Raw genomic sequence first — 13,462 nt, 5'->3', positions numbered from 1 at the left:
CCTCCTTACTCATTTGCGACCTCTTCAGCCAGTTCGGTGTTAACTAGCTCATCGTATGGCACATCTTCTTTGAGTTCTCCAGCTTCATTCATAATTTCTTTAAGATTCTCCCAATCCTCCTCTTTTAAGCTAGGGTTCGTTGCAAAAGAGTCTTGGTCTTTATATCGTTGGATAGAGGTGGTTAAAATATCTAATTCGGTATCTTCAAAATAAGGTTGGATGACTTTTGCTATTTCTTCAGCACTATTTTCCTCCACCCACTGTTGCGCTTTATAAATAGCTCTTGTAAATCTTTTTGCTTCATCTTTATTTTCTTTTAAATAGCTCTGTTTTGCCATAAACCCGGTGTATGGAACATTGCCTGATTCTTCTCCAAAAGATGCAATAATATGGCCTTTTCCTTCTTTTTCGAACACACTAGCAGTTGGTTCGAATAATTGAACATATTCTGCATCACCAGAAACAAAAGCACCAGGTATATTTGCAAAATCAACATTTTGCAATAATTCTAAATCGTTATGTGGATCGATGTTATTTTTTTTCAAAACAAATTCACCTACCATCTGAGGCATTCCACCTTTGCGCTGCCCAAGAAAAATACTGTCATTTAGATCTTTCCATTTAAATTCAGGGTGTTCTTCTTTCGCCACTAAAAACGTTCCGTCGGTTTGTGTTAAATTTGCAAAATTAACTGCATAATCTTTTGAGTTCTGCGTATAAACATAAATAGATGTTTCTGAGCCAACAAGTGCTATATCTGCACCATCAGATAATAATGCTGTCATCGTTTTATCCCCGCCCCACGTCGTCTGTAATTCTACATCTAAATTTTCCTCTTCAAAAAATCCTTTCTCTAATGCAACGTACTGTGGAGCATAAAAAAGGGAACGCGTAACTTCAGCTAATTTTATAGATGATTTTTCATTTGTGTTACAAGCAGTTAATAATATAAGCATTAGACATGAAAATAAGGCGACAAATTTGATTTTCGTCATGCCGATCGTTCCTTTCTTGAAAATGGTAATGGGTCTGAAATAGTTTATGTAAGGATTAAAAATGTGTGAATGCCTATATTAAGAGGAGGGAATAGGAAGATAACGCATTATTTACATATAAAAAAACCGATCTCAAGATAGGAGATCGGTTTTTATTTACTCAGAATAATATAATGGGCCAGCTTGCTTTATATCCTGACTAGCGTTTGTAAACTTTTTAAAGTTTTTATGGAATTTCATGGCAAGTGCTTTTGCCTCAATATCATATGCCTTTTTATCTGTCCAAGTATTTTTAGGAATTAATACCTCGTCTGGTACACCTGGAACATTCAATGGTATTGATAATCCAAAGATTTCGTCCTGCGTTGTTTCCACTGTATTGAGTTCACCTTCTAATGCAGCATGTATCATTGCACGGGTATAAGATAACTTCATACGTTCTCCAACACCATAAGCACCACCAGTCCAGCCTGTATTAACTAGGAATACATTTGAGTTAAATTGATCGATTTTCTCACCGAGCATCTCTGCATACGTTGAAGGAGCAAGTGGTAAGAAAGGAGATCCGAAGCACGCTGAAAATGTTGCTTGTGGATCTGTTACACCACGTTCAGTACCGGCTAATTTACTTGTGTAACCACTTAAAAAGTGGTACATTGCCTGTTCTTTTGTTAATTTACTTATTGGTGGAAGTGTACCAGATGCATCTGCAGTTAAGAAAATAATCGTATTCGGATGACCAGCTATACTAGGCGTTACAATATTATCAATATTCTCCAGTGGGTATGCTGCTCTTGTATTTTCGGTGAATGATGTATCATCATAATCAGGATTACGTGATTTATCATCAATAACGACGTTTTCCAGTACAGAGCCAAATCGAATAGCATTATATATTTGCGGCTCTTTTTCTTGGGAAAGGTTAATACATTTTGCGTAGCACCCTCCCTCGATATTGAAAATACCATTCGGACTCCAACCATGTTCATCATCACCGATTAACCGGCGGTATGGATCAGCGGATAAAGTTGTTTTACCTGTACCTGACAGTCCGAAAAATAGAGCAACATCACCTTCTTGGCCCACGTTCGCGGAACAATGCATAGATAATACTTCACGTTGTGGAAGTAAGTAATTCATTACAGAAAAAATAGATTTTTTAATTTCACCTGCATATTCTGTACCGCCAATTAAGACAATTTTCTTTTTAAAAGATATTAATACAAATGCCTCTGAATTAGTACCATCCACTTTAGGATCTGCTTTAAATGACGGTGCTGAAACAACTGTAAATTCAGGTTCGTGTGTTTGAAGTTCTTCTTTAGAGGGACGAACGAACATTTGAGTTGCAAATAAATTATGCCATGCATATTCATTAAATACTTGAATTGGTACACGGTATTTTGCATCTGCTCCAGCATATCCCTTAAAGTGGAATAATTTTTCCTTATCCTTAAGGTAAGAAACGACTTTTTCATATAGTGTATTAAATACGTCTTCATTAATTGGTTTGTTGACTGAACCCCAATCAATTAAGTCTTCACAAACTTCATCACGGACAATAAAACGGTCTTTTGGCGATCTTCCAGTATATTTTCCTGTTTCAGCACGAACGGCCCCAGTAGCTGTTAATATGCCTTCCCCACGTTCCAAGATTTGCTCTGCTAATCGTGGAACTGATAAATTATGTTGGATACCTTTATGTTCTAAGAGATCTTTAAATATTGACTGCTTCACGGTGTTCATAAGTTAAATCCCTGCCTTTTTATATGCGTTAATTTTTTAAAAGCCAAATATCAAATAAATAAATAATGAAATTATGGTTAATAGTATAACACATTAATAAAAATAGTCCATACTATTTTAAAAATAGTTTATGAAAATATCGGAGAGATGTTACGATGAGAAAAAGTAAAAGTATTGACATCCAATTGCTATTTCGTTACGATGGAATCCGAACGGATACTCTCTTATTCAGAGTCGGTGGAGGGACAGCCCTGATGAAACCCAGCAACCATCACACTTGTGAAAAGGTGCTTACCTGATGCAAGGTTCAACCTTGAACAATAAGAGTGAAAGGAAATAACCCTTTCCTCAGATAGCAGGAAGGGCTTTTTTAGTTTTCACTTTGGATTATAAAATTATGAAGAAATTTTCTTTTTTAGAAAATGTTTGTTTAAAATCAAAATAAAATACTTTTTGATTTGATGATTTTTCTATATGCTAAAAACTGGAAAATAGAGATCCGTACCATATTTTAGAGAGGATTTAATCATATGAATATGAAAAATCGCCATCTATTTACATCGGAATCGGTGACAGAAGGACATCCAGATAAGATTTCTGATCAAATTTCTGATGCCGTTTTAGATGAAATTTTAAAGGAAGACCCAAATGCTCGGGTAGCTTGTGAAACGACAGTAACAACAGGCATGGTATTAGTTTCAGGGGAAATTTCAACAAATACTTATGTGGATATTCCAGCAATTGTTAGACAAACAATCAAGGATATTGGCTATACACGGGCGAAATATGGATTTGACGCAGAAACATGTGCAGTACTTACTGCGATCGATGAGCAATCTCCTGATATTGCCAGTGGCGTAGATCAAGCATTTGAAGCGCGGCAAGGACAAATGACTGATGAGGAGATTGCATCAATTGGTGCGGGAGATCAAGGGTTGATGTTTGGTTTTGCAAGTGATGAAACCGAAGAGCTAATGCCATTGCCCATCTCCCTTGCACATAAGCTTTCCAAACGGTTGGCTGATGTAAGGAAAGAAGGATTACTCAATTATTTGCGTCCGGATGGAAAGACGCAAGTAACAATTGAGTATGATGAAAATGGTAACCCAATCCGCGTAGATACGATTGTGATTTCGACACAGCATCATCAAAAAATGACCATCGAACAAATTAAAAAAGATATGGTGGAATATGTGATTCGTCCTGTGGTTTCACCAAATTTACTGGATGAGAGAACAAAATATTTCATTAATCCGACAGGACGTTTTGTCATAGGTGGCCCCCAAGGTGATGTCGGATTAACCGGCCGTAAAATCATCGTTGATACGTATGGTGGTTATGCTCGACATGGAGGGGGAGCATTTAGTGGAAAAGATGCAACGAAGGTTGATCGTTCTGCGGCATATGCTGCCCGCTATGTTGCAAAAAACATCGTCGCAGCTAAACTTGCAAAAACATGCGAGGTACAACTTGCTTATGCTATTGGAGTCGCTGAACCTGTATCGATTACAATCAACACATTTGGAACAGGTGTTGTAAACGAAAATATATTGGTTGAAGCAATTCGTGAATTATTTGATTTACGACCAGCTGGTATTATCCGTATGCTTGACTTAAAAAAACCAATCTTTAAACAAACAGCTGCTTATGGTCACTTTGGAAGAACCGATATTTTATTTCCATGGGAGAAGACAGATAAAGTGGAAGAATTAAAGGCGCTGACATTAAAGTAATAATTTTAAGGGGGGTATTGTATGAATTTATACAATATCCCTTTTATTTAAAGGAAAACAGAATCAAATAATTATATCGGGATCAGCCATTTTATGATATAATTTTAACGATTCAACATGACTGGAAGAGAGGCTAGAATATGTGTGGTTTTATCGGTATGATCCGTAACAAACAAAATATTTTAGATAATGAAGAAATGGACTTTTTTCAAAAGCAAAATGACCTTATAACACATCGTGGCCCTGACGATGAGGGCTATTACCATGACCAATATGTGTCATTCGGCTTTAGACGTTTAAGTATTATTGATATCGATAATGGTGCACAACCATTAAGCTATGATAATGATAAAATATGGTTGATTTTTAATGGAGAAATATATAATTTTGTGGAATTACATAGAGATCTGCAAAAAGAAGGATATACATTTGAAACAGACTCTGATACAGAGGTCATTGCAGCGCTTTTTTCTCAACATAAAGAAAAAGCTTTCCAGTATCTAAGAGGTATGTTTTCTATTTTGATTTGGGATAAAGAAAATGAGACACTCTACGGTACTCGAGATCCTTTTGGCATTAAACCTTTGTTTTATTATGAAACTGAGAATGGTACATTATTTGCCTCTGAGAAAAAAAGTATTGCATTAATGATGGATAAGCAGGAAGTAAATCAAGAGGCATTGCATCATTATTTAAGCTTCCAGTTTGTTCCAGAACCGATGACAATGACTACGGGGATAAAAAAAGTAGAGCCAGGTCATTACTTCATACAAAAACCTGGAGAGCCCATTGCATTTCATCGTTACTGGAAAGCAACATTCAACCCTGTATTAATGGACAAGCAGGATTGGATAAAACGAATTCAAGATAGCCTGTATGATTCTGTTCACGTTCATATGCGTAGTGATGTTCCTGTTGGATCGTTTCTATCCGGTGGCATAGACTCCACACTCATCGTTGCCATGGCAAAGGAAATTAATCCAAATATTAAAACATTTTCGGTTGGTTTTGAGCGTGAGGGATTTTCAGAAATTGATGTAGCGAAAGAAACAGCTGATAAGTTAGATGTTGAAAATATTTCTTATGTGATAACTCCAGATGAATATCTTGAAAAGCTTCCGAAGATTATGTGGCATATGGATGATCCATTAGCAGATCCGTCATGTGTGCCGTTGTATTTTCTTGCTCGTGAGGCACGCAAGCATGTTACAGTCGCTTTATCAGGTGAAGGATCAGATGAACTATTCGGTGGATATAATATTTACCGTGAACCGGAGTCCTTAAAATTGTTTGATTCAATCCCAACACCTGCTAAAAGTTTGCTAGCTAAAGTTGCAGAAGTATTGCCTGAAGGTGTAAGAGGAAAGAGCTTCTTAGAACGTGGTACAACGCCATTACAAGAGCGTTATATTGGTAATGCAAAAATGTTCGAAGATGATGAGAAGCGGCAAATACTTAAATATCATAATGAAAATATATCTTATCAGCAAATTACTGGTAAGTTATTTGACAATGTACGCGATTATCCACTCGTTAATCAAATGCAGTACGTTGATATCCATACATGGATGCGTGGCGATATCTTATTAAAAGCGGACAGAATGACGATGGCAAATTCGCTTGAAGTACGTGTTCCATTTCTTGATAAAAAAGTATTTCGAGTTGCAAATGGAATTCCGGTTGACCTTAAAATTGCAAACGGGACAACGAAGCATATTTTACGTGAAGCTTCACGGGGTGTTATTCCTGATCATGTTCTTGATCGTAAAAAGCTTGGTTTTCCAGTACCAATCCGTCATTGGCTAAAGCATGAGTTATATGATTTTGCTAAACAGCTGATTCAGGAAAGTCAGACAGATCATTTACTTTATAAATCTTATGTTCTTGATTTGCTTGAAGCTCATTGCCGAGGCAAGGGAGACTATAGCAGAAAGATATGGACTGTTCTCATGTTTATGCTTTGGCATCAAATATTCGTAGAAAATAAGTTTGACATATCAGAATTAAGCAAACCAGATAAAGAGATAGCAAAAGTAACCAACTAAATAATATATTCAAAATGACCAAAAGCAGGCAAAACAGTTATATACTGAAAGCCTGCTTTTATAGATTAAAATGGTAGCCCTAAAGAGGTATTATTTTTATAATATTTTCCTCTTTCAACATAAGCAGTTCGTACACGTTCTAATTCTTTATAGTCTTTTTCGGATAGTTCTCGAACTACTTTAGCTGGTCTGCCTAACGCTAGTGTATGTGGCGGTATTTTTTTTCCCGGTGGAATTAAGCTACCAGCTCCAACAAACGCACTTTCTCCTACTTCAGCGCCATCCAATAGTAAAGAACCCATACCTATTAAAGCGTTTTTCCTGACGGTTGCTGAATGTAATGTAACTTGATGGCCGATTGTTACGCCGTCTTCGACAATAACTGGCATATCAGGGCTTTGATGGATCATAGATAAATCTTGAACACTCACTTCTTTACCTATTATTATTGGTGCAATGTCACCACGAAGGACGGTATGGAACCATATGCTGGATGCCTCATCAATGCTTACATTTCCAATCACTGTTGCATTATGTGCAATAAAAACTGTTTCATGAATAGAAGGGTGAATGTCTTCATAAGGGTGTATCATTTGAAATCCTCCTGATTATTTGATGATATATGTAGTATAGCAAAAAAAATTGATTAAAATAGATTTGAAGTTTTAGAAATGGAGGTAGCAGGGTGGTTGAACGAATACCAGGAACCGTACTAACTTTAATATTTTCTGTGTATCGAAAAATATTTCCTCAGGTTGATCTAGAATTACATTTTTGGCAAACTCGAGCGGAGGGGATACCAAATAGTGAGCTTCGTTCACAAGCTCTTGCAAGTATCGAAACGAAACGTTTTCATTGTCAGGGAGGTGCTGTTTATGCCTTGTTGGCAGGGGAGGAATGGAAAGAAGCGATACGTTTTATCGTTGCCTACCAGACTATAAGTGATTATTTGGATAATTTGTGTGACCGGAGTACATCAATGGATCCCAACGACTTTCGTTTACTGCATCAGGCCATGGTTGACGCTCTAACACCAGAAAATAAACCGAAAAATTATTATGCATTAAGGGATGAACAGGAAGATGCGGCCTATTTAATTGATCTTGTTAAAACCTGTCAAAGAGTGGTTGACCAGCTGAACTTTTCACCAACGGTATATGAGTGTATGATGAAACTTGAAGGTCTATACGAAGATCTTCAGGTTCATAAACATGTTACTGAAATGGAGCGAATACCCCGTTTGACGAAGTGGTATGAAAAAAATAGAGGGGACTGGGCATCGTTGAAATGGTATGAATTTGCAGCAGCTGCTGGCTCCACATTAGGGGTTTTTTGTACTGTGTCTTATGCCTTAAAGGGGAAACTTACGGATCAGCTTGCTCAGAAAATATACGATGGTTATTTTCCGTTTATGCAGGGCTTACATATTTTATTGGATTATTACATTGATCAACAGGAAGATAGGTATGAAGGGGATTTGAACTTCTGCAGTTATTATCCGAATGGCGAGAAAATGAAAAAACGCTTTATTTATTTTATAAAAGAGGCGGATAAACATGTACAGCAACTTCCTGACTCCAAGTTTCATGAAATGATACATCACGGATTAGTCGGGTTATACCTAGGTGATCCGAAAGTAAAGCAATTGTCCAGCGGGGCAGAAATGAAAAAAGAACTGCTTGAAATCAGCGGACGTAAAGCGAAGTTTTTTTATTGGAATACAATCATATATTACCGTTTTAAAAATACGAAAAACAAGCCCTTATGAAGACACAGGCTTGTTTTGTTAATCATTATTTTTTCTGAATAGCTAATAAAAAAGGCGGATTATTTTTTTGATTGATAAAATCGTAACGTAATACATGGTACTTTTTTTGATCAAGATTCATGACATAGCTGAGGATCATTTCTTTTTCTTTTTTTCCTCCCTTATGACCATGGTATACAACGATAACAATGAGCCCGTTTTGTCTTAAGAAACCTAAGATACTTTTTATAGATGAAATGGTGGATTCACCTTGTGTAATAATTGTTTTATCACTTTTTGGCAAATATCCAAGATTAAAAATAGCAGCTCCGACTTTACTTTCAGAAGATAAATATTCAGATACATTCACGTGACTGTCATGAATGAAAGATATATTCGAACAGTTATGACCTTCTACTAAAGCCTTAGCGTTTTTAATTGCTTGATCCTGTATATCAAATGCTAGGACATGCCCCTCCTTGCCGACTTTTTTACTTAAAAAAAGTGTGTCGTTTCCATTTCCGCAAGTTGCATCAATAACTGTTTCTCCATTTTGTGTGGATAAAGCAAGTAAATAATGAGAATAATTTAAAATACCTTTTAACATAAATAGTTACAAACCCCTCTTTTTTATTACGCTATAATAAGTTTAACACGATGGAAAGATAATCTAAAAAATTTGTTTTTGCTATTAAACACTGGAATCTAAAGTATTCCAAATGTATTGTCTTGACAAAGTATATTGAATTCATTAAAATTCGATATAATAACTCAAATAACGACGCGCTGGAGTAGTAATAATCGTATTCAGGTTTAGAGAAACAGTGGCTGGTGAGAACTGTTCCTGAATTGTTATGAACTCACCTGCAATGTTGCAGAAGTGAATAAGTAGTTTCTGCCGTACATCTGCGTTAAAGATATAAGTGAACGTACATACGATATGCGTTAATTTGGGTGGTACCGCGGGAAAAAGCTTCTCGTCCCTTTTTAGGGATGAGTGGCTTTTTTTTAGATAATTGCGGAAAAAGCTGGTTTTATCAGGAAGAAGGAGGTAATCATAATGAGTTATAACCATCGTGAAATCGAAAAGAAATGGCAACAATATTGGTTAGAGAATAAAACATTTAAAACGGACACGCATTCAAAAAAAGAAAAGGTATATGCGCTTGATATGTTTCCCTATCCATCCGGATCGGGTTTGCATGTAGGGCATCCAGAAGGATATACAGCGACAGATATTATCTCTCGGATGAAACGTATGCAAGGATATGAAGTATTACATCCAATGGGTTGGGATGCTTTTGGTTTGCCTGCAGAGCAATATGCGCTCGATACAGGGAATAGCCCGGCAGAATTTACGGAAGAAAATATTAAAACATTTAAAAGACAAATTCAAGAATTAGGTTTCTCCTATGATTGGGATCGGGAAATAAACACAACAGATCCTAGTTATTACAAGTGGACGCAATGGATTTTTACAAAACTTTATGAAAAAGGTCTAGCTTATATGGATGAAGTACCTGTTAACTGGTGCCCTGCATTAGGTACGGTTTTAGCAAATGAAGAAGTGATTGACGGAAAGAGTGAACGTGGTGACCATCCTGTTATCCGCAAACCAATGAAACAATGGATGCTGAAAATTACGGCTTATGCTGATCGCTTACTTGAGGATTTAGAAGAGCTAAATTGGCCTGAAAGTATAAAAGATATGCAGCGCAACTGGATAGGCCGTTCTGAAGGGGCAGAAGTTATATTTTCTATCGATGGGCATGATAGAGGAATTAATGTATTCACCACAAGACCTGACACGTTATTTGGTGCAACTTATGCTGTTTTAGCACCAGAGCATCCTTATGTTAAAGAAATTGTAACTTCAGAGCAAAAGGAAGCGGTTGAAGCATATATAAAAGAAGTACAAACAAAATCTGATTTGGAAAGAACTGATTTAGCAAAGCATAAAACAGGTGTCTTTACCGGTGCTTATGCTATTAATCCTGTAAATAATGAAAAAATGCCGATCTGGGTAGCAGATTATGTGTTGATGACGTATGGTACTGGAGCAATCATGGCTGTTCCTGCACATGATGAGCGAGACTTTGAATTTGCATCAAAATTTAATCTGCCAATTACAGAAGTTGTTTCTGGTGGAGATATTTCCAACGAAGCATATACTGGCGATGGGTTACTAATTAATTCTGATTTTCTGAATGGTCTAAATAAAGATGCGGCAATTGAAAAAATGATAGAATGGCTTGAAAAAAATAGCAAAGGTACAAGGAAAGTGACTTACCGTCTTCGTGACTGGTTATTTTCACGTCAAAGATACTGGGGTGAACCAATTCCAATTATTCATTGGGAAGATGGGACAATGAGCGCGGTTCCCGAAGAGGAATTACCTTTGGAGTTACCTACATTAGAAGAGATAAAACCATCTGGAACTGGAGAGTCCCCACTAGCTAATAGCGATTGGGTTAATGTGACCGACCCAGAAACCGGAATGAAAGGACGACGTGAAACAAACACAATGCCACAATGGGCAGGCAGCTGCTGGTACTTCCTAAGGTTTATAGATCCGGATAATAAGGAGCAGCTAGCAGATCCTAAAGTATTAAATGAGTGGTTGCCGGTCGATATATATATTGGGGGAGCAGAACATGCAGTACTTCACTTATTATATGCACGTTTCTGGCACAAGTTTTTATATGATATTGGAGTTGTACCAACGAAAGAACCTTTTACGCAATTATATAACCAAGGAATGATTCTTGGAGAAGGTAATGAAAAAATGAGTAAATCAAAAGGAAATGTTGTTAATCCAGATGATATTGTAACTTCTCATGGTGCCGATACTTTACGCCTATATGAAATGTTTATGGGGCCTCTTGATGCTGCAGTTGCTTGGTCAACAAGTGGTTTGGACGGCGCACGTCGTTTTCTTGATCGTGTATGGCGTCTGATTATTACGGACGAGGGTAAAATTTCTGAGAAAATTTCAGAGACTTCGGATGATTCATCGATGGATAAAGTCTATCATGAAACAGTAAAAAAAGTTACTGAGGATTATGAAAATCTGCACTTTAATACGGGTATTTCTCAACTGATGGTGTTTGTGAATGAAGCTCAAAAAGCAAAGATGATTCCTAAAAAGTATATAGAAGGATTTGTTAAATTACTTTCGCCTATTGCGCCACATATTGGTGAAGAATTGTGGAATCGTCTTGAAAATACTACAACTATCGCATATGAAGAGTGGCCAACATATGATGAAACAAAACTAGTCGAAGATGAGGTCGAAATTGTTTTACAGATCATGGGCAAAGTACGTTCAAAAATCCGTGTTTCAAAAGATATACCAAAAGAAGAACTTGAACAAAAAGCACTCTCAGATGAAAAAATCCAGGAATGGATTGAAGGAAAAACGGTTCGAAAAGTTATCGTTGTTCCTGGAAAGTTAGTCAACATTGTTGCAAATTAAAATGAAAAGGATCTCAACTATAAAGAGATCCTTTTCATTTTTTTAATCTTCACGAACCCATTTTGTTTTCAAAATGATCCAATCCCCTTTTTCGTAATACCAAAGCGTTTCTATGGTACCGAGTTGATCAGTATTCTTAGTAGCATTAATTTGTTGAAAACTTTTCATTCCCATACCTTTACTTTTACTAATTAATTTCGGTTCAATAAAGGAGATTGGATTTATAACTGCAGAAGTGGGCTTTTGTAATTCACCTTGTTCATTATAAATACCTAATTGGACATATTTAGATGCTTGATTTTTTATATTTACAATTTCAGAATCTGCATCATGGGATATTCGAATATCGACTTTAAAATTATCTTTGAATTTACCTTGTATATAATCCTGCTCAGGCAAGGGAATTTCAGTGGCCTTTTCATTTTTAAGTGTATACAATTGATAATTATACTGTTCGTTATTGTCTTTAGATGCACTCTGGTATAACATATCATTCACCTTATTATGCGTTAAATCATTAAATAGAATAGTCGGCTTATATCCACTTTCAAAATGAATTTTCCACTGTTGATTATATTTCCCCTTTATATTCGCCCAAACTTTATGGAAGTAATCCGAATCTTCGGATAGTAAAACACCTTTTAATTTGATGGTTTCCTTTAAACCATCTCCAGTAATATCTTCTTCATATGTTTTGATAACTACAGGTTCGGGTTCTTCTCCCTTTTCATTTGCAAATGTTACAAAACCTAAACTGAAAATAAAAAAAGTTAAACATAAAGGAACTAGAGCGTAAAATCTTAATTTCATACTAATCTCTCCAATGTGATCAGGTGAAATTATTTTGTGTTAGATATTGAAAGCTATACGCAAAAAAAGTATTATTGAATGGAAAATAAAAAAAAGGATGAATGAGATGGAAAATATAAATGAAATAACACCAAATAAATTGCAGGAGTTAAAGGAAACGAATCAAGGGATAGAGATAATTGATGTTCGTGAAGATGAAGAAGTTGCACAAGGAATGATTGAAGGCGCAAAACATATTCGTTTAGATAAAATTCCTGAAGAAATGAAGGATTTAGATAAAAGTAAACACTATGTACTTGTATGTCGTTCTGGAAGAAGAAGTATGAATGCTGCATTATACTTAAATGAAAATGGATATAAAGTTTCTAACTTGGTTGGTGGAATGCTTGATTGGGATGGAGAAATAATTATTTAAAACTTTATCAAATTGGCATAGGTATAATGTGAAAAAAATCATAAAAAAGTGTTGACTTTTTTGTTCTTCGGTTGTAAAATTATTTTTGCTGTCAACGAAAGGATGAAATAAACGCTTTGAAATGAGCGAATTTCGTTGGATTGACAAACTATATGTAACATGATATAATCATTCTACTATAAAGATATTGCTCTTTGAAAACTGAACAAAACAACCAGTATGTCAAGAATATAGATGATAGCTTGTGGTTGTGGATGCAGATCAACTGATCTAAATTCATGAATACAATCTGATTATCTACATGCAAGAAGTAAAGCTAAGACATTTGTAGAATTGATTGGTGTCAATTTCACACAAACTTTTATGGAGAGTTTGATCTTGGCTCAGGACGAACGCTGGCGGCGTGCCTAATACATGCAAGTCGAGCGCGTGAAGCAAATCGATCCCCTTCGGGGGGTGACGTTTGTGGAACGAGCGGCGGACGGGTGAGTAACAC

General features: G+C 36.2%; 10 protein-coding genes, 1 rRNA gene, 1 riboswitch and 1 other annotated feature. Of the genes, 6 read left to right on the top strand and 5 right to left on the bottom strand.

Annotation, left to right across the window (positions count from 1 at the left end; all coding sequences use genetic code 11):
- Positions 1-5 precede the first annotated feature (5 nt).
- Positions 6-995 (bottom strand): ABC transporter substrate-binding protein, encoded by a 990-nt coding sequence (locus tag GZ63_RS0112020; protein ID WP_029269874.1) that lies wholly within the window; start codon positions 993-995, stop codon positions 6-8.
- Between the two features lie 156 nt (positions 996-1,151).
- Complete coding sequence (gene pckA / locus GZ63_RS0112015; protein WP_029269872.1) at positions 1,152-2,741, bottom strand: phosphoenolpyruvate carboxykinase (ATP); 1,590 nt, start codon at positions 2,739-2,741, stop codon at positions 1,152-1,154.
- A gap of 221 nt (positions 2,742-2,962) precedes the next feature.
- Positions 2,963-3,068: riboswitch (SAM riboswitch) on the top strand.
- Positions 3,069-3,271: 203 nt separating this feature from the next.
- Between pckA and metK the strand changes: the two genes are divergently transcribed.
- Both metK and asnB read left to right on the top strand, forming a co-directional pair.
- Positions 3,272-4,474, top strand: a complete 1,203-nt coding sequence (gene metK / locus GZ63_RS0112010) for a methionine adenosyltransferase (protein ID WP_029269870.1) — start codon at positions 3,272-3,274, stop codon at positions 4,472-4,474.
- Between the two features lie 140 nt (positions 4,475-4,614).
- Positions 4,615-6,519 carry an asparagine synthase (glutamine-hydrolyzing) gene (asnB, locus tag GZ63_RS0112005; RefSeq protein ID WP_029269868.1) on the top strand — a complete coding sequence of 635 codons (1,905 nt, stop codon included), beginning with the start codon at positions 4,615-4,617 and terminating at the stop codon, positions 6,517-6,519.
- A 65-nt stretch (positions 6,520-6,584) separates the two neighbouring features.
- Here asnB and GZ63_RS0112000 read toward each other — a convergent pair whose 3' ends face one another.
- Positions 6,585-7,112 (bottom strand): gamma carbonic anhydrase, encoded by a 528-nt coding sequence (locus GZ63_RS0112000; protein ID WP_029269866.1) that lies wholly within the window; start codon positions 7,110-7,112, stop codon positions 6,585-6,587.
- Positions 7,113-7,204: 92 nt separating this feature from the next.
- On the opposite strand from GZ63_RS0112000, the gene GZ63_RS0111995 reads away from it, so the two are divergent.
- On the top strand, positions 7,205-8,287 hold the full coding sequence (locus GZ63_RS0111995) for a tetraprenyl-beta-curcumene synthase family protein (RefSeq protein ID WP_029269864.1): 1,083 nt from the start codon (positions 7,205-7,207) through the stop codon (positions 8,285-8,287).
- Positions 8,288-8,312: 25 nt separating this feature from the next.
- On the opposite strand, the gene GZ63_RS0111990 is transcribed toward GZ63_RS0111995, so the two are convergent.
- Positions 8,313-8,873: a class I SAM-dependent methyltransferase gene (locus tag GZ63_RS0111990; RefSeq protein WP_029269862.1), complete on the bottom strand. Its 561-nt coding sequence runs from the start codon at positions 8,871-8,873 to the stop codon at positions 8,313-8,315.
- Positions 8,874-9,038: 165 nt separating this feature from the next.
- Positions 9,039-9,254, top strand: a binding site (T-box leader).
- A 72-nt stretch (positions 9,255-9,326) separates the two neighbouring features.
- Between GZ63_RS0111990 and leuS the strand changes: the two genes are divergently transcribed.
- The gene (leuS, locus tag GZ63_RS0111985) at positions 9,327-11,741 is read left to right on the top strand and encodes a leucine--tRNA ligase (RefSeq protein WP_029269860.1); all 2,415 of its coding nucleotides are present in this window, start codon (positions 9,327-9,329) and stop codon (positions 11,739-11,741) included.
- Between the two features lie 42 nt (positions 11,742-11,783).
- Here leuS and GZ63_RS0111980 read toward each other — a convergent pair whose 3' ends face one another.
- The gene (locus tag GZ63_RS0111980) at positions 11,784-12,551 is read right to left on the bottom strand and encodes a hypothetical protein (protein WP_051681486.1); all 768 of its coding nucleotides are present in this window, start codon (positions 12,549-12,551) and stop codon (positions 11,784-11,786) included.
- 106 nt (positions 12,552-12,657) lie between these two features.
- On the opposite strand from GZ63_RS0111980, the gene GZ63_RS0111975 reads away from it, so the two are divergent.
- Positions 12,658-12,966, top strand: a complete 309-nt coding sequence (locus tag GZ63_RS0111975; RefSeq protein ID WP_029269856.1) for a rhodanese-like domain-containing protein — start codon at positions 12,658-12,660, stop codon at positions 12,964-12,966.
- Between the two features lie 360 nt (positions 12,967-13,326).
- A 16S ribosomal RNA gene (locus GZ63_RS0111970) occupies positions 13,327-13,462 on the top strand; the annotation flags it as partial.

The sequence above is a fragment of the Virgibacillus alimentarius genome (assembly GCF_000709085.1).
GTDB classification, from domain to species: domain Bacteria; phylum Bacillota; class Bacilli; order Bacillales; family Amphibacillaceae; genus Virgibacillus_B; species Virgibacillus_B alimentarius.
Note: the sequence above shows the minus strand (reverse complement) of the source record. Positions and strands in the feature narration are given on the sequence as shown.

Coding starts and splice junctions, on each gene's coding strand:
- GZ63_RS0112000 (WP_029269866.1), bottom strand. CDS start 7,112: ATGATACACCCTTATGAAGACATTCACCCTTCTATTCATGAAACAGTT.
- pckA (WP_029269872.1), bottom strand. CDS start 2,741: ATGAACACCGTGAAGCAGTCAATATTTAAAGATCTCTTAGAACATAAA.
- leuS (WP_029269860.1), top strand. CDS start 9,327: ATGAGTTATAACCATCGTGAAATCGAAAAGAAATGGCAACAATATTGG.
- GZ63_RS0111990 (WP_029269862.1), bottom strand. CDS start 8,873: ATGTTAAAAGGTATTTTAAATTATTCTCATTATTTACTTGCTTTATCC.
- GZ63_RS0112020 (WP_029269874.1), bottom strand. CDS start 995: ATGACGAAAATCAAATTTGTCGCCTTATTTTCATGTCTAATGCTTATA.
- GZ63_RS0111980 (WP_051681486.1), bottom strand. CDS start 12,551: ATGAAATTAAGATTTTACGCTCTAGTTCCTTTATGTTTAACTTTTTTT.
- asnB (WP_029269868.1), top strand. CDS start 4,615: ATGTGTGGTTTTATCGGTATGATCCGTAACAAACAAAATATTTTAGAT.
- metK (WP_029269870.1), top strand. CDS start 3,272: ATGAATATGAAAAATCGCCATCTATTTACATCGGAATCGGTGACAGAA.
- GZ63_RS0111975 (WP_029269856.1), top strand. CDS start 12,658: ATGGAAAATATAAATGAAATAACACCAAATAAATTGCAGGAGTTAAAG.